The 26,164-nt window shown below is 72.2% G+C and carries 20 protein-coding genes and 1 pseudogene; 14 read left to right on the forward strand and 7 right to left on the reverse strand.

The window, feature by feature from the left end:
• Positions 1-140: 140 nt before the first annotated feature.
• A complete protein-coding gene (locus tag ACH34T_RS05855; RefSeq protein ID WP_395990929.1) occupies positions 141-1,388 on the forward strand; it encodes a vanadium-dependent haloperoxidase in 1,248 nt (415 codons plus the stop codon).
• A gap of 43 nt (positions 1,389-1,431) precedes the next feature.
• Here ACH34T_RS05855 and ACH34T_RS05860 read toward each other — a convergent pair.
• The 4 genes and pseudogenes from ACH34T_RS05860 to ACH34T_RS05875 all read right to left on the reverse strand — a co-directional run bounded on the left by ACH34T_RS05860 (position 1,432) and on the right by ACH34T_RS05875 (position 6,887).
• Positions 1,432-2,863, reverse strand: a pseudogene (locus ACH34T_RS05860) (aminobutyraldehyde dehydrogenase).
• Positions 2,860-3,822: an agmatinase gene (speB, locus tag ACH34T_RS05865; protein WP_395990930.1), complete on the reverse strand. Its 963-nt coding sequence runs from the start codon at positions 3,820-3,822 to the stop codon at positions 2,860-2,862. Before speB ends, ACH34T_RS05860 begins: the two are co-directional and overlap by 4 nt.
• Complete coding sequence (locus ACH34T_RS05870) at positions 3,819-5,114, reverse strand: flavin monoamine oxidase family protein (protein ID WP_395990931.1); 1,296 nt, start codon at positions 5,112-5,114, stop codon at positions 3,819-3,821. The genes speB and ACH34T_RS05870 overlap by 4 nt, the downstream gene beginning before the upstream one ends.
• Before the next feature lie 141 nt (positions 5,115-5,255).
• Positions 5,256-6,887, reverse strand: coding sequence for a PucR family transcriptional regulator ligand-binding domain-containing protein (locus ACH34T_RS05875; RefSeq protein ID WP_395990932.1), 1,632 nt, complete (start codon positions 6,885-6,887; stop codon positions 5,256-5,258).
• Positions 6,888-7,032: 145 nt separating this feature from the next.
• Between ACH34T_RS05875 and ACH34T_RS05880 the strand changes: the two genes are divergently transcribed.
• The 3 genes from ACH34T_RS05880 to ACH34T_RS05890 all read left to right on the forward strand — a co-directional run bounded on the left by ACH34T_RS05880 (position 7,033) and on the right by ACH34T_RS05890 (position 10,923).
• Positions 7,033-8,544 (forward strand): APC family permease, encoded by a 1,512-nt coding sequence (locus ACH34T_RS05880; protein ID WP_395990933.1) that lies wholly within the window; start codon positions 7,033-7,035, stop codon positions 8,542-8,544.
• Positions 8,541-10,163 (forward strand): amidohydrolase, encoded by a 1,623-nt coding sequence (locus tag ACH34T_RS05885; RefSeq protein ID WP_395990934.1) that lies wholly within the window; start codon positions 8,541-8,543, stop codon positions 10,161-10,163. The genes ACH34T_RS05880 and ACH34T_RS05885 overlap by 4 nt, the downstream gene beginning before the upstream one ends.
• Positions 10,164-10,266: 103 nt before the next feature.
• Complete coding sequence (locus ACH34T_RS05890; RefSeq protein WP_395990935.1) at positions 10,267-10,923, forward strand: alkylmercury lyase family protein; 657 nt, start codon at positions 10,267-10,269, stop codon at positions 10,921-10,923.
• A 47-nt stretch (positions 10,924-10,970) separates the two neighbouring features.
• Here the strand turns inward: ACH34T_RS05890 and ACH34T_RS05895 are convergent, their stop codons facing one another.
• Positions 10,971-12,101, reverse strand: a complete 1,131-nt coding sequence (locus ACH34T_RS05895; RefSeq protein ID WP_395990936.1) for an FAD-dependent oxidoreductase — start codon at positions 12,099-12,101, stop codon at positions 10,971-10,973.
• A 75-nt stretch (positions 12,102-12,176) separates the two neighbouring features.
• On the opposite strand from ACH34T_RS05895, the gene ACH34T_RS05900 reads away from it, so the two are divergent.
• Genes ACH34T_RS05900 through ACH34T_RS05915 form a run of 4 tightly spaced genes read left to right on the forward strand, consistent with a single transcriptional unit; the run spans position 12,177 to position 15,256 of the window.
• A complete protein-coding gene (locus ACH34T_RS05900) occupies positions 12,177-12,836 on the forward strand; it encodes a TetR/AcrR family transcriptional regulator (RefSeq protein ID WP_395990937.1) in 660 nt (219 codons plus the stop codon).
• A 35-nt stretch (positions 12,837-12,871) separates the two neighbouring features.
• Entirely contained in the window at positions 12,872-13,846 is a 975-nt protein-coding gene (locus tag ACH34T_RS05905; RefSeq protein ID WP_395990938.1) for a magnesium and cobalt transport protein CorA, read from the forward strand.
• Positions 13,843-14,199, forward strand: coding sequence for a hypothetical protein (locus ACH34T_RS05910; RefSeq protein WP_395990939.1), 357 nt, complete (start codon positions 13,843-13,845; stop codon positions 14,197-14,199). The genes ACH34T_RS05905 and ACH34T_RS05910 overlap by 4 nt, the downstream gene beginning before the upstream one ends.
• A complete protein-coding gene (locus ACH34T_RS05915; protein WP_395990940.1) occupies positions 14,168-15,256 on the forward strand; it encodes a glycoside hydrolase family 113 in 1,089 nt (362 codons plus the stop codon). Before ACH34T_RS05910 ends, ACH34T_RS05915 begins: the two co-directional genes overlap by 32 nt.
• 75 nt (positions 15,257-15,331) lie before the next feature.
• Here ACH34T_RS05915 and ACH34T_RS05920 read toward each other — a convergent pair whose 3' ends face one another.
• The gene (locus ACH34T_RS05920; RefSeq protein WP_395990941.1) at positions 15,332-17,179 is read right to left on the reverse strand and encodes a DUF2334 domain-containing protein; all 1,848 of its coding nucleotides are present in this window, start codon (positions 17,177-17,179) and stop codon (positions 15,332-15,334) included.
• 503 nt (positions 17,180-17,682) lie between these two features.
• Between ACH34T_RS05920 and ACH34T_RS05925 the strand changes: the two genes are divergently transcribed.
• Genes ACH34T_RS05925 through ACH34T_RS05935 form a run of 3 tightly spaced genes read left to right on the forward strand, consistent with a single transcriptional unit; the run spans position 17,683 to position 20,867 of the window.
• Positions 17,683-18,930: a glycosyltransferase family 2 protein gene (locus tag ACH34T_RS05925; RefSeq protein WP_395990942.1), complete on the forward strand. Its 1,248-nt coding sequence runs from the start codon at positions 17,683-17,685 to the stop codon at positions 18,928-18,930.
• Positions 18,931-18,945: 15 nt separating this feature from the next.
• Positions 18,946-20,172 (forward strand): non-hydrolyzing UDP-N-acetylglucosamine 2-epimerase, encoded by a 1,227-nt coding sequence (wecB, locus tag ACH34T_RS05930; RefSeq protein WP_395990943.1) that lies wholly within the window; start codon positions 18,946-18,948, stop codon positions 20,170-20,172.
• Positions 20,173-20,195: 23 nt separating this feature from the next.
• The gene (locus tag ACH34T_RS05935) at positions 20,196-20,867 is read left to right on the forward strand and encodes a family 16 glycoside hydrolase (protein ID WP_395990944.1); all 672 of its coding nucleotides are present in this window, start codon (positions 20,196-20,198) and stop codon (positions 20,865-20,867) included.
• Positions 20,868-20,872: 5 nt separating this feature from the next.
• Here ACH34T_RS05935 and ACH34T_RS05940 read toward each other — a convergent pair whose 3' ends face one another.
• Positions 20,873-21,418 (reverse strand): hypothetical protein, encoded by a 546-nt coding sequence (locus ACH34T_RS05940; protein ID WP_395990945.1) that lies wholly within the window; start codon positions 21,416-21,418, stop codon positions 20,873-20,875.
• A gap of 214 nt (positions 21,419-21,632) precedes the next feature.
• Here ACH34T_RS05940 and ACH34T_RS05945 point away from each other — a divergent pair, with 214 nt between their 5' ends.
• The 3 genes from ACH34T_RS05945 (at position 21,633) to ACH34T_RS05955 (ending at position 26,139) form a co-directional block, all read left to right on the forward strand.
• Positions 21,633-22,235 (forward strand): RNA polymerase sigma factor, encoded by a 603-nt coding sequence (locus ACH34T_RS05945; protein ID WP_395990946.1) that lies wholly within the window; start codon positions 21,633-21,635, stop codon positions 22,233-22,235.
• 61 nt (positions 22,236-22,296) lie between these two features.
• Complete coding sequence (locus ACH34T_RS05950; RefSeq protein WP_395990947.1) at positions 22,297-23,091, forward strand: hypothetical protein; 795 nt, start codon at positions 22,297-22,299, stop codon at positions 23,089-23,091.
• 153 nt (positions 23,092-23,244) lie between these two features.
• Positions 23,245-26,139, forward strand: coding sequence for a hypothetical protein (locus ACH34T_RS05955; RefSeq protein ID WP_395990948.1), 2,895 nt, complete (start codon positions 23,245-23,247; stop codon positions 26,137-26,139).
• Positions 26,140-26,164: the final 25 nt, after the last annotated feature.

Below are 26,164 nucleotides of genomic sequence, written 5' to 3' on the forward strand. Positions count from 1 at the left end.
CGGCACATTTCGGTCAGATCACCTCGTTGCTCAGGCTCCGTTGTAGTCGCACACTGAAGTCTTCCTGCGTGAGCCGACATCGATGCGCTGTTGGGGATGCCATGAAACAGCAGGTATGTAGATCTGGAAGATTCCGCGGCGTGGCGGTCATGACCGCGCTCACTTTGACACTGCCGGTGGTGTCCACGACCACCGCGGCGCAGGCGCGGCCCGTCGCCGCGTCCAATGCCGTCATCACCTGGGACGTCCACGCCCAGACCGCCATCTACGAAGTCGCCCGGCAGTCGCCGACCGCGGCCGCCCGCAGTTTCGCGATCGTGCAGGGCGCCGTGTACGACGCGGTCAACGCGATCGCCGGCACCCCTTACGAGCCGTACCTGATCGCCCCCCGCGCCCGGTCCGGCGACTCGACGCCCGCGGCCGTCGCCACCGCCGCCTACCGTGCGCTCCTCTGGCTCTTCCCCAAGCAGGCCGACTCGCTCCGCGCGCAGTACCGGGAGTCGCTCGACGCGATCCCCAGCGGGCGTCCCAAGCGCGGCGGCATCGCCGTCGGCGAAGCCACCGCCGAGGCCATGATCGATGCCCGCCACGACGACGGCGCGTTCTCCGACGCGAAGTGGCCCGTCGGCACCGCGCCCGGACAGTGGCGGCCGACCCCGCCGGAGTATCTCCAGGTCGGCGCCTGGTTCGCCACTCTTAAGCCGTTCGTCGTCCGCGACCCAGGCGACTACCACACCCCGGGGCCGCCCGCCCTTGCCAGCGCCGCCTACGCCCGCGGCTTCAACGAGGTCAAGGCCCTCGGCTCGGCCACCAGCACGGTCCGCACGCCCGACCAGACCGAGGCGGCGACCTGGTGGGACGACCCGCGGCAGGTGGAGTGGTCGATCCTCCGCCAGCTCGCCCAGACCCACCGGCTCAGCACCCTGGAGACGGCCCGCATGTTCGCGATGGTGGACATCGCGGCCGCCGACACGCTGATCGCTTGCTACGTGCAGAAGAAGCACTGGCGCTTCTGGCGTCCCGTGACCTCGATCCCGCTGGCGGACACCGACGGCAACCCGGCCACCCACGCCGATCCCAGCTGGGCTCCGCTGCGGACCACCGCGCCATCGGCGGAGTACCCGTCCGGCCACGCCTGCTACAACACGGCGGTCACGGCGGGCCTGCGGAAGTTCTTCGGTCGCGACGACCTCTCGTTCAGCGCCTACAGCGCGGACTCCGGCACGACCCGCCACTACGACAGCCTCTCCGAGTCCCTGGCCGAGCTGCTCCAGGCCAGGATCTGGGCGGGCGTGCACTACCGCTTCGCCACCGTCGACGGGAACCGGCTCGGCACGGCCGTCGCCCGCGACGTCCTCGACCAGGCCTTCCGCCCTCGCGACAACTGATTCGGCCAGGCCTTCGGCACTCGTGCTCAGCGCGTCCCTGTTTTCAGTGTTTGTGCATGATGTGTTTGAGGCGGGTGTAGTCCTCCAGGCCGTAGTGCGAGAGGTCTTTGCCGTAGCCGGAGCGTTTGAAGCCGCCGTGGGGCATTTCGGGGACGAGCACCATGTGGGTGTTGATCCACACGCAGCCGAAGTCCAGGCGGGCGGCCGTGCGCATGGCTCGTCCGTGGTCCGCCGTCCAGACGCTTGAGGCGAGGGCGTGGTCGACGTCGCACGCCAGCCGGAGGGCTTCGTCCTCGTCGGTGAACGGCTGGACGGTCAGCAGCGGCGCGAAGTTCTCCTCGCGTACGACGGCGTCGTCCTGGGTCACTCCGGTGATGACGGTGGGCGCCAGGAAGTAGCCGCGGTCGCCGACCCTGTGACCGCCGGTGGCGACGGTGGCGTGCGCGGGGAGCTCGTCCAGCGTCCTCAGCGCGCGGGCGAGCTGGCCGGCGTTGTTGAGCGGGCCGTAGTCGGCGTGGTGGTCGGCGGGCGGGCCGGTACGGACGGCGGCGACGCGTTCCAGCAGGCGGGCGACGAACTCCTCGTGGACGTCACGCTGGACGAGGACGCGCGCGACGGCCGTGCAGTCCTGCCCGGCGTTGAAGTACCCGGCGCCTGCGACGCCGTCGACGGCCGCGTCGAGGTCGGCGTCGGCGAACACGAGGGCGGGGGCGTTGCCGCCGAGTTCCAGGTGGGTGCGGGCGACGCGTTCGGCGGCGGCGCGGGCGACCTCGACGCCGGCCCTCGTCGAGCCGGTGATGGACACCATCGCGGCGGCCGGGTGCGCGACGACCGCGCGGCCGGTGTCGCGGTCGCCGCAGACGATGTTGAGGACGCCGGGCGGGAGGCACTCCGCGGCGAGCTCGCCGAACATCGCGGCGGTGACGGGGGTGGTGTCGCCGGGTTTGAGCACCACGGTGTTGCCCGCCGCGAGGGCGGGCGCGAACTTCCAGGCGGCCATCAGCAGGGGGTAGTTCCATGGGGCGACCTGGCCGATGACGCCGACCGGCTCGCGCCGCACGTAGGACGTGTGTCCTGGCGTGTACTCGGCCGCGGCGAGGCCCGGCAGCAGGCGGGCGGCCCCGGCGAAGAAGCGCAGGCAGTCCGCGGCGGCGAGCACCTCCTCGGTGCGGGTGGCGGCGATCGGCTTGCCGGTGTTGCGGCATTCGGCGGCGACGAACGCGTCGGCTCGCCGCTCCAGCAGGTCGGCGCAGTTCAGCAGGGCGCGCTGCCGCCGGCCGGGGGGGGGTGCCGCTCCAGGCGTCGAACGCGTTCGCGGCGGCGGTGTAGGCGGCGTCGACGTCCGGCGGGCCGGAGAGCGGGGCGCTGCCGAACACGTCGCCGGTGGACGGGACGATCAGTTCGGCGGCGCGTCCGTCGGCGGCGGGGCTGGGCTTGCCGCCGATGACGTTGCGCACGGTCTCGAAGGCGGTCATCGGTCGGCTCCTTGGAGGAGGGCCAGCAGATCGTAGGCGACATGGGCCGCCGCGATGCCGGTGATCTCGGCGTGGTCGTAGGCGGGGGCGACTTCGACGACGTCCGCCCCCACCAGGTTGAGGCCGTCGAGGCCGCGCAGGACTTCGAGCAGTTCGCGGCTGGAGAGGCCGCCCGCCTCCGGTGTCCCGGTGCCGGGCGCGTGCGCCGGGTCGAGGACGTCGATGTCGACCGAGACGTACACGGGCCTGTCGTCCAGCCGGGCGCGGACGCGTTCGATGATGGCGTCGATCGGCTGCCGGGCGAAGTCGCGGGCGTGCACGGCGGTGAACCCGAGCTTCTCGCTTTCGTCCAGGTCCAGCCGCGAGTACAGCGGGCCGCGGATGCCCACGTGCGTCGAGTGGGCCGGGTCGATCAGCCCTTCCTCGCTGGCGCGGCGGAACGGCGTGCCGTGCGTGTAGGGGGCGCCGAAATAGGTGTCCCAGGTGTCCAGGTGCGCGTCGAAGTGCAGCATGGCGACCGGGCCATGGCGCTCGTGCTGGACGCGCAGCAGCGGCAGCGCGACGGTGTGGTCTCCGCCGATCGTGATCAGGCGGCGGCGGGTGCCCGACAGCGAGCGGGCGGCGTCCTCGATCGCGGTGATCGCGGCGGTCAGGTCGAACGGGTTGACCCCGACGTCTCCGGCGTCGGCGACCTGGCTCGCCGCGAACGGCTCGACGTCCAGGGCGGGGTGGTAGGGACGCAGGAGCCGGGAGCTCTGCCGGACATGGCCGGGACCGAACCGGGCGCCCGGCCGGTAACTGACCCCGGAGTCGAAAGGGATGCCCCAGATGAGCACCTCGGCGTCGGGGACGTCGGTGAGCCTGGGCAGCCGCGCGAACGTGGAATCGCCCGCATAGCGGGGAACGCGCGTCGCGTCCGCCGGGCCGACAGGCTGGGTCTGCGGGGGCGGGGTCGTCACAGTTGGTCCAGGAGTTCTGTGGCGGCGCGGCGGCCGCTGTCGATGGCGCCGTCGATGAAACCGGGCCAGCGGTGCGCGGTGTGCGCCCCGGCGAAGTGCACCAGGCCCTCCGGTGCGGCGAGGTGGGGCTCGTATTTGGAGATCTGCCCTGCCCGGAACGTGGTCCAGGTGCCTCGGGACCAGGGATCGTGGACCCAGTCGTGCGTGGCGGTGGCGGTGACCTCGGCGTACGGCGCGTACTCCCGGACGGCTCGTTGCACCGCCTGCGGGTCGTCGCCGTCCACCGCGTCGTGTTCGGGAGCGAAGCAGACCAGCACCACTCCCTGGGGGAGCGTGCGCATCGCCCCGACGTAGTCGAAGACCGTGCCCCAGCCGTAGCCGCTCAGGTCTTCGGGCACGTTGCGGGCCAGCGCCCACACCTTCTGCCCCTGCCCGGCGTGGTTCTCCTTGGAGATCGCCAGTTTCGCGGGAGCGAGCGCGGGCTCGAAGTCGATGTCCTTGAGGACGCCGATCGGCACGGTGACCAGGACGCGCCGCGCGGTGACCGCGCCTCCGTCGTGGGTGACGACGACGTGGTCGGCGTCGCGGCGCACGGACCGCACCGGGGACGACAACCTGATGTCGGCGCCGCCGTCGTCGGCCAGTGCCCGGGCCAGGGACGCGGTGCCGTCGTCGAAGGTCTGGCCGAGCACGCTCGCTTTGATCATGCCCCAGAGCGAGTTGTCCATCGCGGCCAGCCAGCGCAGCACGTCGAGGGCGGATCCGGTGTCGGCGGAGGCGTTCCCGCAGCCGCAGAACCAGGAGATCAGCAGCTCGCGGGCGTTGCCCTCCAGCCCGGCTTCGTCCGCCCAGCGCCGGATCGGCACGTCGAGATCGGCCAGCCCCTGCGCGGACAGCGGGCGGTTCACGTCGAGGCGGGCGCCCGCGGCGAGCAGGGCGCGGACGGCGTGCTCCAGCCGATCGAGGTCGGTGGGGGGAACCGGCAGCAGTGAGTCCAGCACGGTGCCGCGGTCCGACCAGGTCATACGGCTCGGTGGTTCGCTGTCGCTGATCGCGATCCCGTAGCGCTTCACCTCGGCGGACACGAACGTCTGCTGCGGCACGATCCACGTTCCGCCCATTTCGAGGCCGCATCCGCCGAACAGGTCCGTCCGGTACCAGGTGCGGCCGCCGATCCGGTCGCGCGCCTCCAGGACGCGCACCCGCTCGCCCGCCGCCCCGAGATCCCGGGCGGCCGTCAGGCCCGCGAAACCGGCGCCGACGATCACGACATCGACTTGCGGATGGTTCATGGTCGAGAGATCTCCAGGTGAGACGCGTGATCGCACCGCTGGGGGCCGGTGCGTCCGCTCACGCTATGTGGCGTCGAGCGGCCGGTCGATAGCGGAAATGTCCAACCCGTGGATCAGGGCATGGACGCCGTGTACAGACGGCTAGCGGCGTCGAGGCGCCGTGTGCGCGAGCGCCTCCCTGGCTTCGAGCGCGAGCCAGAGCTCGTGGCGCGTGGCCGCCGAGGCGATCGCCTTGCCGGTGAGCCTCTCCACCCGGTCGATGCGGTTGCGCACCGTGTGCCTGTGGACGCCGAGCCGTTCGGCCGCGGTGTCCCAGACCCCGTTGGCGTCCAGCCACACCCGCAGCGTCGCGAGGATCTCCCCGCGCGGGTCGGCGGCGTCGATCGGGGCGAGCATCGCGTCGGCGAACGCGGCCAGCAGGTCGGGCGGGCCGAGCGTGAGCAGCAGCCGTCCCACGCCGTGCTCGGCGGCCTCGGCGGGACGGCCGAGGCGCGCACTCGCCGCGAGCAGCGAACGCGCCTGGCGCAACGTGATCGCGGCCGTGCCCGGACCGAAGGGCGACCCGATCCCCGCGGGCCGTCCGGACGCGAACCGCGCCAGCACCGCGGAGACGTCGACGTCGTCGACCACCAGCGCCTCGACGATGTCGCCTGAGAACCGGACGAGGCCGCCGGGCAGCGCGAGGGACAGGTCGGCCGCGAGTTCCTCCGCTTCGCCCGGCGACGCCTGCACGGCCAGGCCGCGCAGGTTCCCGGTCGAGACGTCCAGCGCGGTGAGCAGCCGCTCGGCGTCCTCGTCGGACATCCCGCCCGACGTCAGCCTGCCCATGGCCGCCGTCCGCGCCCGCCGGTGCGGCTCGCGCGCCAGGTGCCGGCGCTCCAGTTCCATGGTCAGGAGGGAGAGCAGGGCGGCGTCGATCAGCCGTTCCCCGGCCCTGGCCGAACCGGCCGACCGTTCCCCGGCCCTGGCCGAACCGGCCGACCGGTCGCCGGCCCTGGCCGAACCGGCTGGCTTGTCCGCGGCCTTGGCCGAACCGGTCGGCTTGTGCGGGGTGGGGGGCGAGGCGGCGAGGAGGAGGTGGCCGCGCAGGCGGCGGGCGCCGATCGGCTGCACCCCGACCGTGAGGTCCGCGGCGTCCACGACCGCGCTGCCTCGCAGCCCGCGCGCCGAGACCTCCTCCAGGATCGTGCGGGAGGCGTCGAGCAGGCGCCCCGGATCGGCGCCCGCGGCGGCCAGCTGACGGCCGAGGGCGTCGGTCACCACGGCCGTCCGGCCGGTGGCGTCCAGCCACACCTTGAGGACGGCGTCGAGCCCGGCGCCCGACGCGGCGGCCACGGTGAGCCTGCGCTGCACGTCCGCGGTGTGCTCCAGGGTCCGCCGCTCCTCGGCAGCCCGCGCCGCGAACACCGCCTTGGTGACGGCGATGAAGGGTACCTGGTCAGGCACGGTGAGCAGCGGCAGGCCCGCGTCCTCCGCCGCCTCGACCAGGGTCGCGGGCGGCCGCCGGTGGGGCTGCCCGTGGCCGAGGCCCAGCGCCAGCGCGGCGGCGCCGCCGCCGACCACGTCGCCGACGAACGCGCGGCATGAGGCCCGGTCGACCGGCAGCACCAGGCCCGTCGTCATGAGCAGCTCACCGCCCTGGAGCCACTCCCCCGGCGCCAGAAGCTCGGACACGTGCGCCGCCTCGATCACGCGGCGCCGCCCGTCCGCTCCGGCTACCAAGGCCAGGTGGAGTTCCGGGACGGCGAGCAGATCTTCCACGGTGAACGGCATGGACAAAGTGTCCAGCATCACATGGAGATGTTCGACACCGGGTCGATCGACCAGGTCGGAACGCGTCACCTACTGTCGCCGCACTGGTCAGCCGGTGCAGCACCGTCCGGCCCACGGCACGCGAGAACAGTACGGAGGACGTGCCATGATCGAGAACCAGGCCGCCGCCCCGGGCACGGGCGGCACGGCCGACGACGAGCGCCTGCGGGAACTCGGCTACGAGCAGCGGCTCAGCCGGCGGCTCGGGATGTTCGGCTCCATCGCCATGGGCTTCGCGACGATCTCGCCGGTGGTGGGCCTGTACGCGGTGGTCGCGGTCGGAGCGGCGGTGGCGGGCCCCGCCTGGGTGTGGACGCTGCCCATCTGCCTGGCGGGCCAGTGCCTGCTGCTGACCGTCTACTCCGAGCTGGCGTCCGAGTTCCCGATCGCGGGCGGCCCCTACCAGTGGACCCGCAGGCTCGTAGGGCCGTCCTACGCCTGGCTGACCGGGTGGGTGTCGCTGTGCGGCTACCTGGCCGCGAACACCACCATCGCCTACCTGTCCACGCCGTGGCTCCTCGGCCTCGTCGAGGTCACGCCGACTCCGCGCCTCCAGGTGGCGGTCGCCGCCGTGTTCATCCTCGGGTGCTCGCTGGTGAACGCGCTGGGCATCGACGTGCTGCGCCGCGTCCTGAACGCGGGCATCGCGGCCGAGGCGATCGCGTCGGTCGGGGTCGGCGTGGCGCTGCTGCTGGCGTTCCGGTCCCAGCCCTGGTCGCTCCTCACCGGCACCATGGGCGCGGAGGCGGGCTCGGGCGGGTCGGTGTTCGCGGCGATGCTGGCGGCGCTGGCCGTCGGCGGATGGGCGTTCGTCGGCTTCGACGCCACCACGATGTCCTCGGAGGAGACCCGCGACGCGGCCCGCCACATCCCGCGCGCCATCTGGTGGGCGCTGCTCAGCGTCGGCGGCCTGGTGATCCTCAACGCGTTCGCGACCACCCTCGCCCACCCCGACCCCGCGAGGATGGTGTCGGGCCAGGACGTCGACCCGGTGACCACGGCGGTCCTGGCCGCGTTCGGTGACTGGTCGTCCAAGCCGTTCATCTGCGTCGTCATCGTGGCCTTCGTCGCCTGCGGGCTCGCGGCGCAGGGCGCCAGCGCCCGCGCCGTGTACTCCGTCGCCCGCGACGGAGTGCTCCCGGCCTCGCGTTTCCTGCGATCGGTCAACCGCAGGCACGCGCCGATCGGCGGGACGGTCGCCGTGACCGCCGTCGGCTGGGCGGGACTGCTGCTCGCCCTCGACAGCTCCGCCATCGGCAGCCTGATCACGTTCGGCACCTCCGGGCTCTACCTGGTCTTCCTCCTGGTCGCGCTGGCCGCGCTGATCAGCCGGGTCCGCGGCGCCTGGACGCCCGCCGGGCACATCCGGCTCGGCGCCGCCGGTACCGTCATCAACGCGCTGGCCGTCGTCTGGCTGGCCTTCCAGTTCGTCAACATCACCTGGCCGCGCGCCGTCCTGGCTCCTCCCGGAGCGCCGTGGTACCAGATCTGGGCGGCGTCGGTGCTCTCGGCCGGGGTCCTGGCGGTCGGGGCGGCGTACCTCGTCATCGCCCGTCCGCAGGACAAGGTCCGTGCCGGCGATGCCTTCGCCACCCGCGCCGAGGAGGCTTCGCAGTGACCGCGGCCGACCTCGTCATCCGGGACGCGACCGTCCACACGCTCGACAGCGCGCGGCCGCGGGCGACGGCGCTGGCCGTCCGGGCGGGTGTGATCGTCGCGGTCGGCGACGCGGGCGACGTGCGTCCGCACACCGGGCCGCGCACGGAGATCATCGATGGCCGGGGACGGACGGTCACGCCCGGCCTCGTCGACTCGCATCAGCACCCGCTGGTGGGCGTGGCCGGCGAACGGGGCGTCGACGCCGCCGGAGTCACCACCCCGGCCGGCCTGCTCGACCTGCTCCGCGAGGCCGGCGAAAGGCTCCCACCGGACGCGTGGGTCGTCGTCACGGGCGTCGAGTACAGCGCCCTTCCGCCTCAGACAATGCACCGGCGCCTGATCGACGACGCCGTCGCCGGACGGCCCGCCTTCCTCTGGTTCGCCGACGCCCACAACGCCCTGATGAGCAGCGAGGGGCTGCGGCGGGCCGGGATCACCGGCCCCATCGACTTCGGCGACCGAGCCGAGATCGTGGTCGACGACGACGGCGCGCCCACGGGCCAATTGCACGAGATGTCCGCCGTGCTGCTCGGCTACGACACGATCCCGCCGCCGGGCGCCGACGAGTTCGCCGCCGCCGCGGCGCGGCTCTTCGAGGCCCAGGCCGCGGCCGGGATCACCGGCGTCCACGTGCCCGACCTGTGGCCCGGCACCCGGCAGGTGCTCGACGCACTCGACGACCAGGGACGGCTGCCGATCCGGGTGCTGCTCGCCCCCTGGGCCCTGCCCGCCGCGCTCGACGAGACCCTGGACACCGTCCGCGCGCTGCACCACCGCGACCCCGTCCGCCGCTGGCGGACCGGCGCCGTCAAGTTCTTCCTGGACGGCACCATCGACGGCGGCTCAGCCTGGCTCCACCAGCCGGACTGCCACGGGGAGGGCACCCATCCGGTGTGGAACGACCCGCAACGGTACGACGCCGCCGTCCGCCGCGTAGTGGAACTGGGCCTGCCGTGTTTCACCCACGCCATCGGCGACCACGCCGTCACCCACGCCCTCGACGCCTACCAGCGCGCGGGAGCGCCCCGCCGGGGTCGCCACCGGATCGAGCACGCCGAAATCCTCGCCGACGCCGACATCGTCCGGTTCGCCGAACTCGACGTCGCCGCCTCCATGCAGCCCACCCACATGGACTGGACGCTGCCCGATCACACCGACAACTGGTCGCGGCGGCTGGGACCTGACCGCTGCCGGGTCGGCTGGCGCTGCGCCGACATCGTCCGCGCGGGCGGCCGCGTCGCGCTCGGCTCCGACTGGCCGCTGGCCACCTACGACCCGCGCACGGTCATGGCGGGCGCCGTCCTGCGCAGGCCGGCCGGCCAGCGGGATCGGTCTCCGGTGGGCGAAGATCAGGCGCTCACGCCTGTCCAGGCACTGGCCGGATACACCGCCTGGGCCGCCTACGGAGCGGGCGAGGAACATCTCGCCGGCCGCGTCCGCGAGGGCTTCCGCGCCGACCTCACCCTGTTCGACGGCGACCCGCTCGCCACTCCCCCCGACGACCTCCCGGGCCTCCCAGTCGCGATGACGATCGTCGACGGCCGCGTCGCGCACCGAGCCGCCCGGCTTCGCGATTGACCCTCGTCCGGGCTCGGTGAGCGGGGCGTCCCACCCCCCGATTAGAGTCACGTTCGAGAACGGGAGGCGGGAGGCGCCATTGGATACGCCGGATTCGCGGAGAGTGCGCGATCTTGTCTACGAGACGTTCGCATCGGAGGGGCGCGCTCCGTCGGTGGCCGAACTGGCACGCAGGACGCGGAGCACCGCCGAAGCGGTTCAGGGGGTCCTGCGCGACCTGGCGGAGGCCCATGCCCTGGTCCTGACGCCCGACGGGGACGCGGTGCGGATGGCGCACCCGTTCACGTCGGCCCCCATGGCGTTCACGGTGACCCCGCTGGACGGGTACGACGACCGCCGCTGGTGGGGCGGATGCGCATGGGATTCCTTCGGCATCAGCGCCGCCCTCTGGCTGGACGTCCGTGTCGACACGGCATGCCCGCAGTGCGGATCCCCGATCAGTTTTCAGACCGGCCCGGAGACTGCGCCGCCCCAGCCGCTCGCGGTCCGCTTCCCGCGGCCCGCCGCGGAATGGTGGGACGACGTGGTCGGCACCTGCACGATGATCCGCGCATTCTGCGACCGCGATCATGCGGAGCGGTGGACGACGGACAACGCGCCGGGCAGCGGCTATATCGCCGACGCGACGACCGTCTGGCGACTGGCAGGTCCCTGGTACGGCGATCGCCTGGACCCGGAGTTCCGACCGCACAGCCGCGAGCACAACCAGGGGCTCCTCGAAGAATGCGGCCTCACGGGCCCGTTCTGGAAACTGCCGTAGAACCGGGGAGGCGGTCGAGGCCGTGGCCGCCGTGGCGGGGCTTGCGTTCAGGGGGCCTCGTCGAACAGCCGGGCGGCCATCTGGAGCGAGGCGTCGATGGTGTCGAAGCCGCGGGGAAGCATGACGCGTTCGTAGGCCGCGACCGCCTCGACGAGGGGTGTTTCCGCAAGTAGTTCGGCGGCCAGTGTTTCGGCGTCCTGGAGGGCGGTGTTCGCGCCGACGCCGCCTGTGGGCGGCATGGTGTGGACGGCGTCGCCGAGCAGCGTGACCGGTCCGGGCCGCCACCCCTGGACGCGCCGCCCCGCGCGGATGGCGATCGGGATGAACGATTCCCGATCGGCCTGCGCGAAGACCTCCCGGAGGTCGGGATGCCACGTGGCGGTCTCCTTGACGGCCAGTTCCCACAGCCCCTCCGGTGAACGCGCGAAAAGGTCCTCGTCCGGCACGCCGAAACGCTCGGGGCTCGCGAGCAGGGTGATCATCAGGTAGTCGGGGACGCCGTGCGGGCTGGAGCGGAACCTCAGCGGCGCGAATCCGGCGCCGTGGCCGGTGCCGTCGGAGACCCAGGTGAAGCCGTGGGCGATTTCCGCGGGGATCGCGGCTCCGGCCAGCGGCAGGCGGCCGTAGACGCAGCGCAGGCCGACGTCCCGCGTCTCGGCATGGGGGAGGAACTTCCGGCGCACGGCCGAGCCGACGCCGTCGGCGCCGACCAGCAGGTCGCCCTCGTCGGCGCCGCCCTCGGCGAACTCCACCCGGACGCGGCCGGAAGCGGTGATCCGGTAGCCGGTCACCGTGTGCCCGAAGTGGACGGCGTCGTCCAGCCCGGTGAGCAGGCCCTGCCGGAAGGTGTCGCGGTCCACGTTGGTGATCAGGTCGTCGGTGATGCCGGGGAAGTGCTGGACCATGACCTGTTCGAGGTGGTGGGTGTAGGCGCCCATCACGTCGTCGTTGACGCCGCTGGTGTCCCGTACCAGGTCGAAGGTCTCCGCGGGCAGGCAGGCGCGCAGGGCGGCGTTGCCGTTGGCGTCGATGTGGATGCGGTAGCCCTGGCCGCGTGTCCGGGGGGTGGGGTCCTGCTCGTGCACGGCGACGTCGAGGCCGCCGCGGCGCAGGGCCTGCGCGAGCGCGAGCCCGCCGAGCCCGGCGCCGGCGATGAGGATGCGTGGCGTGGTCGTCATCGCCCCATAGTCACGCAGGCATACAGCTCTGTCAAACGTTCATTTGATTAAGCCATGGACGTATATGATCGAGCGGTGTCCGAGTCGAGACCGCGCAGGTCGCCGAAGCCGCAGGAACGGCAGCGCGACGCGGAGCGCACCCGCGGCCTGATCCTCGAAGCGGCCCAGGCGGAGTTCGGCGCCCACGGGTACGCCGGCGCCCGGGTCAGCGCGATCGCCGCCCGCGCCGGCGTCAACGTGCAGCTGATCTCCTACTACTTCGACGGCAAGGAGGGCCTCTACCAGGCCATGTCGCAGCAGTGGCAGGAGCGGCAGCGCGAGCTGGCGCCGCCGGGCACGCCGCTGCCCGAGCAGTTGCGGCGCTACGCCCTGGAGGGGGTGCACAACCCGGCAGGGGTCCGGCTGCTGGCTTGGAGCGGCCTGGAGTACACGGGGCCCGAGAGCGATCCCGACCAGGCGCCGCGCACCCGGATGCTCGCCGACGCCGTCGAGGACGTGCGCGCGTTGCAGGAGGCCGGCCGGCTGCCGCCGGAAGCCGACCCGGCCTGCCTGATGGTCATGCTGATGGCGGCCGCGATGGCGCCCACCACGCTGCCGCACGTGATCGAGGGAGTGTGCGGCGCCGATCCCCGCTCCACGGAGTTCGCCGAGCACTTCGCCGACCAGATCGCCCTCGTCGCGCGGCACATCGGCCTCGAACCCCCGGACCGCCCGGCCGGAGATGGCAGGCTGTAACCCCGGCATTCCTTCCACCGGGTGAGGACGCGCACATGATCGTTGACAAGGCCATCTACCGCGGTGGTCGACGCCACGAACTCGACGGGGACATCAGCGACGCCTTCGACGAGGCGCGTCGGCAGGACCGGGACTGCTTCGTCTGGATCGGCCTGCACGAGCCGACCGCCGAGGAGTTCGGGCTGATCCAGGAGGAGCTGCTGCTGCACCCGCTCGCGGTGGAGGACGCGGTGAACGCGCACCAGCGTCCCAAGCTGGAGCTGTACGACAACACCGTGTTCATGGTGCTCAAGACCCTGGACTACCACGACGCCACCTCCGAGATCGACGTCGGGGAGATCATGATGTTCCTGGGCGGCGACTTCGTCGTGAGCGTCCGGCACGGCGCGGCCAACCCGCTGGGGCCGGTGCGCGGCCGCCTGGAGGCCGAGCCCGCGCTGCTGGCCAACGGCCCCGCCGCCGTAGTCCACGCGATCTGCGACGAGGTCGTCGACCACTACGGCGTGGTCGCGCACGAGGTCGAGGTGGACATCATCGAGCTCGAACGCGCGGTCTTCACCCCGCACACGGCCGACGTCACCGAGGCCATCTACTCGCTCAAGCGGGAGGTGCTGGAGTTCCGCGCGGCCGAAGATCCCCTGATCCCGGTGCTGCAACAGATCGTGCGAGGACGCGTCGCCATCTTCGACGGCACCCGGGAGTACTTCCGGGACGTGCTGGACCACCTGCTCCGGGTGGACGGCCAGGTCGACGCCCACAACGAGCTGCTCAACAGCGCCCTCACCGCGCACCTGGCGCTGCTGGGCAAGCAGCAGAACGAGGACATGCGCAAGATCTCCTCGTGGGCGGCGATCATCGCGGTGCCGACCGCGATCGCCGGGATCTACGGGATGAACTTCGACTTCATGCCCGAGCTGCGCTGGCTGCTGGGCTACCCCATCGTGCTAACGGTGATGGTCGCGGTGATGGCGCTCATCTACGTCCGGCTGCGCCGCGGGGGGTGGCTGTGACGGCACCGCGCAAGCCCGGCGCCGGACGGCGGGCCGCGGGCTCGGTGCGGGCATGGACGCGGGTGCGCTGGCCGGTCGTCCTGATCATCGTGATGCTGGTGTGGATCGCGCTGATCACCGTCCTGATCCTGAACGGCCCGCGCAAACGACCCACCTCCCTCCCACCCGCCTCCGTGCCGACCGCCTCCGTGCCGACCGCCTCCGTGCCGACCGCCTCCGTGCCGACCGCCTCCGTGCCGACCGCCTCCGTGCCGACCGCCTCCGTGCCGACCGCGTCCCTGCCGACCGGGTCGCCAACCGCGACCGGGCATCATGGTGCGAATGATGAACTCGGGCGGGTCCTCGGTCCGTAGCCGCGGGGTGCGGGCGGCGGCGTTACTCGTCGCCGTGTCCGCGGTCGCCTCATGCTCGATTTTCGGAGACGCGGGGACAGAAGGCTCGGCGGACCGCTCACCGGCGCCGACCGCTCCGGCCTCGACGAAACGGCAGCAGCACGGGATCGCTCTGCCGTCCTGGAGCTCCGGCGACTACGCCGGTCCTCAGGCGGGCGCCTATGTCGCGTCGATTCGCGCGGCGGGCGCGACCTGGTTGCAGCTCAACCCCACCTGGTACCAGCGCTCGCCGCGGGCCGGCGAGATGCACCGCACGGAGCAGACGGCCAGCGACGCGAGCCTGCGGCACATCATCCGCCTGGCGCGGCAGGCGGGGCTTCGGGTCCTGCTGAAACCGCACGTGGACCTGCCCGGTGACCAGGACCGAGCCGACATCAGACCACAGGACGCACCCCGGTGGTACGCCGCCTACACACGTGTCATCGGGCACTACGCCGACCTGGCCCGCGAGACCGGTGTGGACGCGTTCGCCGTCGGCACCGAACTGGCCGGGCTGTCGGACGACCGCCAGCCCTGGCTGACCATCGTCAAGACGGTGCGCGCGAAATTCCGCGGGACGCTCGTCTACGCCGCCAACTACGACGAATACGAGCACGTCGCGTTCTGGGACGTCCTGGACCTGATCGGGATCGACGCCTACTGGCCGCTGGCGGGCCGTCCCACCACCGACGTCGCCGCCCTGCGGCGCGCGTGGAAGCCGATCCTGCGGCGGGTCGGCCGCTTCTCGGCGAGCCGGGGGCGTCCGGTCCTGTTCACCGAGGCCGGGTATGTGAGCCAGCGGGGATCCACGACCGAGCCATGGGCGTGGAACATCAGCGAGGCGGACGGAGCCGCGGAGCAGGCCGCCGCCTATGAGGCCCTGCTGGCGAGCTGTACCGGCCAGGCGTGGTGGGCGGGCGTCCACTGGTGGATGTGGGACGACTGGCCCGGCGCGGCCGAGACCCCCCGGAGCCTTTCGTACTCACCGCACGGCAAGCCCGCGGAGCGGATCCTCCGGCGCTGGTGGCGCCCCGGGTGACGTCTCACGTCCCGAGCGGCGCCCAGGAACAGGCGCCGGAGGATCCGCCCGCCCCTCGATGGGACGAGCCGGTCCCTACGGGACGAGGCTCGCCGGGTCGACGAACGTGTAGCCGAGATCCCGGATGCCGTTCACGATCTCCGTGAGCGGGCCCGTCCCGAAGTACGGGTGGTAGAACGTGCTCGCGAAGCCGTCGCGCACGGTGAGGTTGTACTTGGCGGCGCGGATGATGTCCGCGGGAAGCCGTGCCGGGTTGTTGTTCTGGGCCTCGGGCTCGTAGTTCCCGAGGTTCTCCGGCAGCACGGTGGCGCCGCCGATGTCACGGACCGGGTAGGGGAAGTACTGGCCGATGAACCGCTTCCCGTCGATGGGTCCGCCGTTGAGCTGGCCCGAGAAGTACAGGCTGCGCTCCAGCCGGGCGGCGTAGGACTGCTTGACGGCGTCGTAGTCGACGGCGGAGGCCGCGTAGTGCGGGGTCGTCCAGATGGTGGGAGCGGGCAGCCCGGCCGGCTCGTAGGCGGCCTTGCCCGCGGTGATCCGCTCGGACGCCCAGGTCGGGGAGTCCTCCGCGACCGGGCCGTCGAGGACGACGAAGTTGTTCGCGTCGACGTGGGAGCGGAAGAACTCGAAGTCGTCGCCCGTCACCCCGGTGTAGGGGTTCTCGACGTCCGAGTACTGGTGGGTGTGGCCGTGCGCGACGATCCGGCCGCCGTTGGCGGCCATGTACTTCAGGGCGGCGAGGACCTGCGGTCGCTGGGCCAGGGTGATGGTCTCCGGGATGCCGTCGTTGTAGGCGCCCTTCGGGTCGGTGTAGACGGGGATCACCTGGAACGCGTAGGGGATCTTCTGCTCGGCCAGGTACTCGGCGACGGCCATCAGCGCGGTGGGGTCGCTCGCGGGGCTGACGTCCTCCAGCCGCAGCACGGCGCGGTGCCGGGCGGGCGTGTCCGGTGCGAGGACGTCGAACAGCAGGTCGTGCCAGGCGATGAGCCGGTCGGTCTCGCTGGTGTAGGTGTAGGGGATCTCGCCGAGGTAGGTCAGGTTGGCGGACCTGATCGCCCAGGGGAAGGCCGTCTCGGGCGTGGTGCTCGTGTCGTGGGCCGTGGCGAGGGTGGTGACCGCCGCCGGGTCGATGACGAAGGGGCGCAGGATGCCGGAGTCGGCTCCCGCGGGGATCTTGCGGGTCAGCGGCTCGTTCTTGTAGTCGACCTGGGTCACGGCCCCGACGGGGTCGAAGGACGACCTGGTCGGGTCCCAGCCGTACTTGCGGTTGAAGGCGCGCACGCCGATCTTGCCGGCCAGCGTCCAGATGTTGTCGTTCATCCACACGACGGGCTTCGCCGTGGCGGCCACGTCGGCGTAGAACGCGTTCGGGATGGCGTCGGGGACGTCGCCGCCGTAGTAGGTCGAGCCGACGTAGATCGTCGCCGTGTGCTGCTCGACCTCCCCTGCGGTGTACTGCGAGACGGGCTTGGCCGTGACGCCGCCGAAGTGGCCGGCCAGGTTCGCGGTGGCCATCCCGTACAGCTCGCCGAGGAACCCGTACGGACCCGTCGAGTCATAGAGCACGAGCGCCGAGGTGGCCGCGGTCGTCCTCGGCTTCGCCGTGGCGGGCGCGAGCTCGACCCCCTTGAGCGGACGGACCGTCGCGGGGTTCTGCCGGCGGTGCCGATCGGCCGCCCGCTGGGCCTTGGCCCAGCCCTTCAGCTTCAGCGCGGGGGCCGGACGCCCCAAGGAGAGCTGTCCGTCATAACGCCCTCCAGGCCCGGGCCGTCCAGGCCCGGCATCGACCGGCGCGGCGGTGCGACCCGTCGCACCGTCGGCCGCGGCCGGGAGGGCCTGGACGGCCGTTCCGGGCAACGCCAGCGCGGCCACCGCCGCCAGCAGGGCCGCCGCTTTTCGGCTGCGCCATTTCATGGTCATGCAACTTCCTCCACGTCCCTAAACGAAGAGTGAAAAACTCCGCACACTCAGCTAATTCTCGCGCCGCGGCCATGGCAATCGATACGGCGTGGCGCGATCCGGCCGATCCGCGGGCTTTTTCCTCTTTCTCGGCTTTGCGAGGACTTTACTTCGGGGTACCGTTCCCAAGGAACACTTGACGAGTCCCAGGCTGAACGCCACGGAGGAGCCCCGCATCCGTCGTAGGGGAGCTGCGGAGAACGCGGCGCCTCCGCCCGCAGGCATGCGAGGAAACGGGGGTATATGGCGGTGTACATAAAGTCTTCCATCGGTGTCCTTCTCACCTTCATCGGGATCGTGACGGCACCCGACACGACGCCTGTCATGCAGGTGGCACGAACCTTTCTACAGATCTCTGGAATCGGCTTCGGGTTATACTGCGTGGCCGCTTTCGGACTTTTCCTCGCCGGTGCGAGAATGCGCGCCGCGGCTCGGGTAAGGGCCCGTCACAGCAGGGAGTGGCCATGATCGGCCAGCTGGCGGTGGCCGGAAGCCTGGCCATCATCGTGCTCGCCGTCGCCTACAACGGCGGAATGTTCGTCCTGTCCCGGCGCCGGACGCCGCATCCCCCTGAAACGAGGAGGGCGCGAACCTATGTTTTCCTGCTCGCCTGCCTGAACGAGGAAAAAGTGCTCGGCGAAAGCCTGGCGCGCCTCACCGGCCTCCCGCTGGACGATTTTATGGTCCTCGTCGTGGACGACGCGTCCGACGATGGAACGGCCCAAATCGTCACCGCCGCGGAAGCGTCGGCACCCGGCCGAATACATCTCTACCAGCGCCGATTTCCGGATGCCCGCAAAGGAAAAGGCGCGGCGCTGAACGCGGGCCTCGAATGGCTGACCGAAACTGACGTCCTCGGCCGCCAGGATCCGCGCGACGTCATCATTTGCGTGGTCGACGCCGACGGACGGCTCGACCGTCACGCCGCAGCACAGGTCGACCCTTTCTTCAACGATCCCGACGTCGGCGCCGTGCAGGTGGGCGTGCGCATGTACAACCGCGACAATCGTCTGCTCGCCCGGTTGCAGGACATGGAATTCGTCGTCTACGGCGAGATCTTCCAGAGCGCGCGGCGCCATATCGGCAGTGTCGGGATGGGCGGCAACGGCCAGTTCATGCGGCTCGCCGCGCTGCGGTCGCTGCCCGGAAGGCCCTGGAGCGACTGCCTCACCGAGGACCTCGACCTCGGCGTCCGACTGATCGCGGCCGGGTGGACCAACGCCTACTGCGGCACGGCCGCCGTCCATCAGCAGGCCGTCCTCACCCTCGGGCGGCTGCTCCGGCAGCGGTCCCGCTGGTTCCAGGGGCACATGCAGGCCTCGCGGCTTGCGCCGCTGATCCTGCGCAGGATCGCGCCGCGCCCGGCCGCCGACCTGCTCTACCACCTGTCGAGCCCGGCGCTGCTGCTGCTCACGTCGCTGCTGCCGATCTCGTTCGCCCTCATGCTCGGCGACACGGCCGTCACCTCGATCCGGACCGGGGACAGCCCCCTCTCCCTGTGGCTGCTGCCCTGGTTCTACGTCATGACCTTCGGCTTCGCGGCCGCCTACGCGTTCGTCTACCGCAAGCGAGAGCCGGTGAGCAGGCCGTACTCACTGCTGCTCGGTCACCTCTACGTGATCTACGGCTACGTCTGGTTCGTCTCCGGCTGGTGGGCCGTCGGCCGCGTCCTCACGGGCAGGCACACCTGGTTCAAGACCGCACGGACCTAGACAAGGAGCAGAAACATGGCTGTTCTCCCCCAGCGCCACCCTGCCCGGAAACGGCCGTGGAACGTCAGGGCCGACCCCCCGATCCGGGCCATGATCGTGCTCGGCACCCGGCCCGAGGCGATCAAGCTCGCTCCCGTCGTCCGCGCGATGGACGCGTCCCCGGCCTGCGAGCCGCTCGTGGTGAGCAGCGGCCAGCACCGGGAGATGCTCGCGCCGATCCTGGCGGACCTCGACGTGAAGGCGCACACCGACCTCGCCGTGATGCGGGACCGGCAGCGGCTGTCCGGGCTCACCGGCCGGCTGGTCACCGCGCTCGACGCGATCATCCGCCTTGAGCGTCCTGACGTGGTGGTCGTCCAGGGCGACACGACCACCGCGCTGTGCGGCGCGCTCGCCGCGTCCTACGAGCAGATCCCCGTCGCCCACGTCGAGGCGGGGCTGCGCACCGGGAACCTGTACAACCCGTTCCCCGAGGAGCTGAACCGGCGGCTGATCGGCCGCATCGCCCGCTGGCACTTCGCGCCGACCGAACGCGCCGCGGCCCATCTGCGCGCCGAGGGGATCGCCGGGCCGGACGTCATGACGACCGGGAACACCGTCATCGACAACCTCCACTGGATGCTTCGGCAGGGCAAAGGCGAGGCGGCGTTCCGCACGACCGGCACCGGCACCGGCACGGGCACCGGCGCCGCCGTCGCTGGCAAGCGGATCCTTGTGACGTTGCACCGCCGCGAGAACCAGGGCAGCGGCATGCGCGGGCTCGCGAGGGCCGTCCGGCGCCTCGCCGACCGGGGCGACTGCGAGGTGCTGTTACCGCTCCACAAGAGCCCCGCGGTACGCGAGGCCTTGCTCCCCGGCCTGTCCGGGCACCCCGGCGTCACGATCCGCGAGCCGCTCGGCTACCCCGACTTCACCGCGACCCTGGCCGCCTGCGACCTCGTCCTCACCGACTCGGGCGGCGTCCAGGAGGAGGCCCCCAGCCTGGGCAAGCCGGTGCTGGTCCTGCGCGCCACCACCGAACGGCCCGAGGCGATCGACGCCGGTGTCGCCCAGCTCGTCGGGACCGACCCCGGCGAGGTCTACGCCGCGGCGTCGCGGCTGCTGGACGACCCCGCGGAACGCGACCGGATGGCCCGCGCGGTCAACCCCTTCGGAGACGGCCGGGCGGCCGAGCGGATCGTCGGCGCGATGGTCCGCGACTGCCTCCGGCCGGGCGCCGTGCGCTGCACGGCGCCGGACTGAACCGGTGCCGCATCATGGCAACCATGTCGCCCTCCGCCGCGCCCCGCGCCCTCCGATGGTCGCCGGCGTTCGCCCTGGCCGCGCTGCTCGCCGTCGCGGCCGTGACCGTCCTGTCCGACCGCGGCGGGGACCGGTTCGTCCGGTGGCGCGACGGCACCCACCATGCCCCCTGGCGGTCGGTGTTCGACGGCCACGGCGCCAACGGCTCCCGCGGCGACGTCATCTCGCTGCGCCCGAAACCGGCCACCGATCCGGCGGAGACGCACGCGGGCCTGGTCGTGTCCCAGACCCGGTACGGCAACATGACCTTCCGCCTGCGCGCCCGGACCGTCGCCCAGCTACGCGACCGCGCCCCCAACCCCTGGGAGGCGGCGTGGATCGTCTGGGCCTACTCCGACGAAAGCCGCTTCTACTACTTCATCCTGAAGCCCACAGGCTGGGAGCTGGGCAAGCGCGACCCCGCCTACCGGGGAGGCCAGCGGTTCCTCGCCACCGGCGAGCGCGCCTTCGCCATCGGCAAGTGGTACAAGGTCAGCGTGCTTCAGCACGGGGCCACCATGACCGTCCAGGTGGACGGCCGGTCACTGACCACGTTCACCGACGCGGAACGCCCGTACACCGCTGGGTCCGTCGGCCTCTACACCGAGGACGCGGAGGTCGAGTTCCGCGACATCTCCGTCCGGCCGCGTCCCTAGCGCCGTCAATGAACGGTGAGCGACCAGGGGCCCAGGCTGTCGACCTGGAGAAGACCCCGCCCCGGCAGCCTGATCGGGCCCCGGAACGGACCCGTGGCGATGTACTTCAGCTCCTTGGGCTTGGAGCCCTTCATTCCGAAGAGCAGGAGCCTGGCATCGCCCTTCTTCTTCAGAAGTTCGAGGGTGACGGTCGTTTCAGGGCCCGTGTAAGCCAGCACGTCCGAGCCTTCACCGGTGACGACTCTTTCCAGCGCCCGGCACGCGTCACCCGTGGAGAAGCCCAACTGCCATCGTCCCGCGACCTCTTTCTTGGGGCTGTTCACCCGGAGATGCGAGTACTTCTTAGGGACGATCGCACGGACGGTGTGGCGATTGCGGCTCTGCCTGCAGAGCAGGTCGCCCTGTTCCAGACGTTCGGCCGTGTCGATGACGCCGAAGGCAAAGAGGGTGCTGATGCGGTTGCCCTGCAACTCGACGATCGTGGCGACGCCGTCCGGCGCATGGGTCACCTGAACGGTGTCGTGCCCCCACGCGGTGTGTGACAGGACCATTTCGCGCCTCCTCGTCAAGGATTCCGCCCAGGTTAGAGGCACGGGCAACGGCGGTCGGTTCGTCCAGGACCAGGAAAGGTGAAGTGGTCCTGTGGCCGCTGAAGTCGCGGTATCACTAGTGTGGACCTTTACCTGACGCCACCAGCGTGCGTCATTGGCCGCGCTGGCGGCGTGTCCGGCGGTCCCACGGAGCGACCGAGCGGCGGGAGTGGACGTGGCCACGACTGACAAGTGTTTGTCAACGGCCCTGCGGGCGGCACAGCGCGGCGACCAGGACGCCTTCCGCAGGTTGTACCGAGCCGTCCAGCCGCGGCTGCTGCGCTACCTGTCCGTGCTGGTCGGCGAGGCCGCCGACCAGGTGGCGGCGCAGACCTGGCGGGAGATCACGCAGGGTCTGGCCGACTTCCGCGGCGACTTCCATCGCTTCCGCGGCTGGGTCACGGTGAGCGGCCGCAGCCGGGCCCTCGACCATCTGAGCCGGCACGGCTCGGCCGCGCCGGTCCAGGAACGGCCCGCGCGGACGGTGCACGACGACGACGCCGATCGGCCGGCCGAGCCGCTGTCCCCCGACGCCGCGATCGCGCTGATCGCCGACCTGCCCGCCGACCAGGCGGAGGCGGTGCTGCTCCGGGTCGTGATGGGCCTGGACACCCGGCAGACGGCCGAGATCCTGGGCCGGAGCGCCGAGGCCGTCCAGGCGACGGCCCACCAGGGGCTGCGGAACCTGGCCGACCGCCTCGACCGCACCGATGCGGCGCCGCGGGCGGAGGACGGGCCGGGAGCCGCCGCCCCGCATCCGTCCCAGGGCGACCGGTAGACGAAGGCCACGGTGACACCGCCTGTGAACGCGACACCGAGGGGCATGAGGTGACCCCCCAATGAGCTTTGAGCGCCGCCGCGGCGACCGGGACGCCGACCGGGAGCTCGGCAGAGAAACCGCCGAGGACCTGCTGGCGGGTGTCTGGCGGGACCCGAAGACGGTCACGCATCCCGTCGCGGGCCTCCTCGCCGCCGCCACCGCACCGCCGAGCGAGCGAGAACTCGGCGGCGAGGACGCGGCCGCGGCGGCCTTCCGGCAGGCCCGGCTCAGCGCGCGCCCCCGGCGCGGCCGCGGCCGCCGGACGCTGCGCCCGTCGCTGCTGGAGATCGCCACCGCCAAGGTGATCATCGCGTTGGCGGTCGCCGGGACGGCCGCGGGAGCCGCCGCCCTGGCCGCGAACACCGGTCATCTGCCCGTCCTGGAATCGCCGCCGCACTCGCCTGCTCCGACCTCCGCCCCCGCCACCGCGACCACTTCCGCTCCCCCGTCCGGGCAGCCGCGAACCAGCCCGCCCGGCGCGTCCGCGGCACCCGGATCGCCGCACTCGCCCGCCATGGCGGAGCTCTGCCGCAGCTACCTGGCCACCAAGAAGACCGGCCGGGACAAGAAGTCGGCGCCGCCCCCGGAGTTCGCCCCGCTGATCGCCGCCGCGGGCGGCCCCGGCAAGGTCGCCGGCTACTGCGCGAAGGTCCTGCCCGGCGAGGAGCAGCAGAAGAAGCCGGCCGACCCCCAGAAGAAGAAGCCGAAGGAACCCGGAAAAGAGAAGAAAGAGAAGAAGAAGAAAGAAAAGCCGGGCAAGAAAAAGAAAGAAAAGCCCAAGAACGCACGGGGCAATTCGGGAGCTCGTCACTGATCCGGAGGCTTGGGGGCCGGATCGGCTTCGCCCCATGGCCGGGACGGTCGTAGGGAACCACGCTGGTCAGCCGGGCATCGGCGGAACCGATCACGCGGACGGGCCGTCGCAGGGTTTCATGGTCGTTCACAGGACCACGGGACGAAGGACGCGATGACTCAGTTTCCGCAATTGCCGGCGCCGGCGGACCTCGCCGCCGCCGGGCCCAAGGGCGCCAAGAAGATGCTGACCAAGGCCGCGGCCCCATTGCTCGCCGCCGAGCTGGCGCCGTTCTTCGAGCACGCCTGCCGGGAGCTGGTCCGGGCGGGGGAGGACGAGCTCGCGTTCTGGGCGTTCGGGGAGGCGCGCAAGGTCGAGAAGAACCATCCCGCGCTCCTCGACCTCGACCGGGTGCAGGACGTCTTCCTCGAACTGGTGCCCGCGGGCGGCGTCGGACCGGCCGCGCTGCGCGACTACGCCAAGACGCTCGCCGCGGAGCTGCCGGGTGAGGAGGCGCACGCCCGCTTCCGTGCGTTGATCTGCGCGGGATTCGACGCCGGGCGCATCCCGTACGCCCGGATCTTCCCCGACCTGCGCACGCTGGCCCGCGCCGCGAAGATCAAGAAGCGGGACGAGGAGGCGTTCCTGGCCGAGCGGCTGCTCCGCGCCGGGCTCATGCCCGTCGCGTCCCACCAGATCTGGGCGGCCGCCCGTGAGCCGCTCGCCGCGGTGGCCGGACGCGATGGCGACCTGATGAAGCTGCTGATCGCCGCCGAGCCCGACCGCATCCGGCACGAGGAGGAGAGCGGCGAGGGGGTCGCCGAGGAGATCCGGCAGATGTGGCTGGAGTCCCTGGCCGAGAGCGGGGCGGGGGCGCACCTGCCGGCGCGGTGGTTCGGCACCGCGGGACGGGGCTGCGCGGCCGCCGTCCTGCTGAAGCTCGCCGACCAGGCGGGGGATCGGCTGTTCCCGGACGCCGAGGTGACGTTCGGCGAGGAAACGGACCCGGCGCTTCCGCCTCCCGGCCACCGGCACATCATTCCCCAGAAGGAGAACACCACCGACTCGCCCCGCTGGTGGGGTCCGGACTTCGACGTGGAGCGGCAGGCCGCGGACGTGGCGTCCGGGCCAGAAGGACGCGAGCGTTTCGCCGGCCTGCTGGACGCTTTCGTCCGCGACCTGGGGTACTTCGGCAACATCGACTACGCGGCCTCGGTCAGGGCGCTCTGGGGCCTGCCGGAGACCCGGGAGGTGCTGGTCGAAGCCGTCGACGGCTGGAAGGCCGACGCAGGCCGCCCCGACCTTCCCTTCCTGCACGACGCCTTGCACCAGCTGGTGCGGCTCACCGGCCCCGGCGCTCTCCTCGACCTGGATCCGGGCGCGGCCGACGGGCTCGAACCGGCCGACCCCGTGGACGCGCTGCTGGCCGCCCTGCGCGGCGGCATTCCCGCCGAACTGGCCGTGCCCGGCGATGGAGTGCCGCACAAGTCTCCGAAATCAGGCCGGACGATCGTCCAGCACCTCGGATACCTCACGATCACGGAACGGTCCTGGCACGCCTACGCGTCCGTCACCGGCGACGACGCCCTGTCGGTGCGGCTTCCCCAACTGCCCGACGGGCTGCTGCCCTGGTACGACGGCACGACCGGCCTCGTGTCACGAATTCGGGACGGCGTCTGGCAGACGTTCCGGGTCGAGGGGCAGACGGGCCAGACCGTCGCGTTGACCCTGGACCCCGGCGCCGCCACCGCCCGGCCCCAGGCGCCGGGAACCGCCGAGGTGACGTTCCCGGGCGCCGCCGGGCCGAGCGACGTCCGGTTGAGCCGCGGCGCGATCACCGTCACCGCCCCCGACGGGACCCGGACGGCCCGGCTGCCCTTCTCGCCCGTCATGAGCACGAAGGGCGGGCTCGTGCCGCCGCCCGGCTGGTGGCCGCGGCGTGACCCGGTGGACCCGGACGGCTCGGCGGCGCTGCGGCGTCTCGACCGCGAGGACGCGGCGCGCCTGCTGGAGGCGACGCTGGCCGGACCGCGCGCGGCCGCCGACGCGCTGGCGGCCGTGCTGCCCGAGGTGACCGCGCCGGCCCTGCGCGACGGCGTCCTCGAAGCGGCCCGTACGGCCGTCGAGTGCCTCCTCCTGGCCGTCGAGCTGCGCGACCGGACCGGCCGTCCCCAGCCCGCGGCGCTGCCCGCGCTGGTCTCACCGGCCCCCGACCTGCCCTTCGCGCGCACCACGGTGCGGACGAGGTGGCTCGTGCGCCAACGGCTTGTGGCCCGCGCACTGGAGTCGGTGGCGACCGGCGAGCCCGCGGCCGGCGAGCCCTACCTCGTCCGGACGGTCTCCCTGCCACGCGGCGGCCACGTGGGCGCCGGCATGGACACCCTGGCGGGCTACGCGTTCCCGGCCGTCCTGCCGTGGACGTCTGACGCACGGCGCGAGGGCATCCTCGACGTCCTGCGCCTCTGGGCCAACGCTCCGATCGGCGACGGCACGGCGGCCTGCCGGATATCGCGCATCACTCCGGCGGGCGGCGAGCGGTCCAACGCCGAACGCCAGATGGTCGACAGGCAACTGGAGAAGGACGCGCCCGGAGAGCTCTGGCGTACCCCGACCGGCGCCCTGCTGATCCTGGACTACCAGCGGCGCGACCGCACCGCGACGGCCGTCGAGTACGCACCCGGCGGGACGTTCGACCCGATCGAGCCGCCAGGCTGGCGAGCGGCTCGGGCCCCCATTCCGTGCTGGGGCAGTGCCGACCGCGTCGTCCGGCTCATCCGGTTGCTGACCGAGCGCGGACCGGCGCCGATCGATGCCGCCGCCACCGTCCGCAGGCTGGCGGAACGTGCGGGTTTCGAGCTGGCGGACGCCGTCGCGGTCTGCAACTTCCCCGCCGAGGTCCTGGACGACGACATCCCCGCGACCGGCGCCACGCTCTCCTTCCCCATGCGGGACGCGGTGCGGGAACGCCTGCTGCCCGACGACCCGGCCGCCCTCTGGACCACCGGCCTCGCCGTGGACGCGGCCGCCGACTGGTGGCGAGCCCACGGCGAGGCCCCCTCAAACCCGTGACGCCCGGTGACGCCCGGTGGCGGCC

Source organism: Actinomadura sp. 9N215, assembly GCF_044326345.1.
Lineage (GTDB): Bacteria > Actinomycetota > Actinomycetes > Streptosporangiales > Streptosporangiaceae > Spirillospora.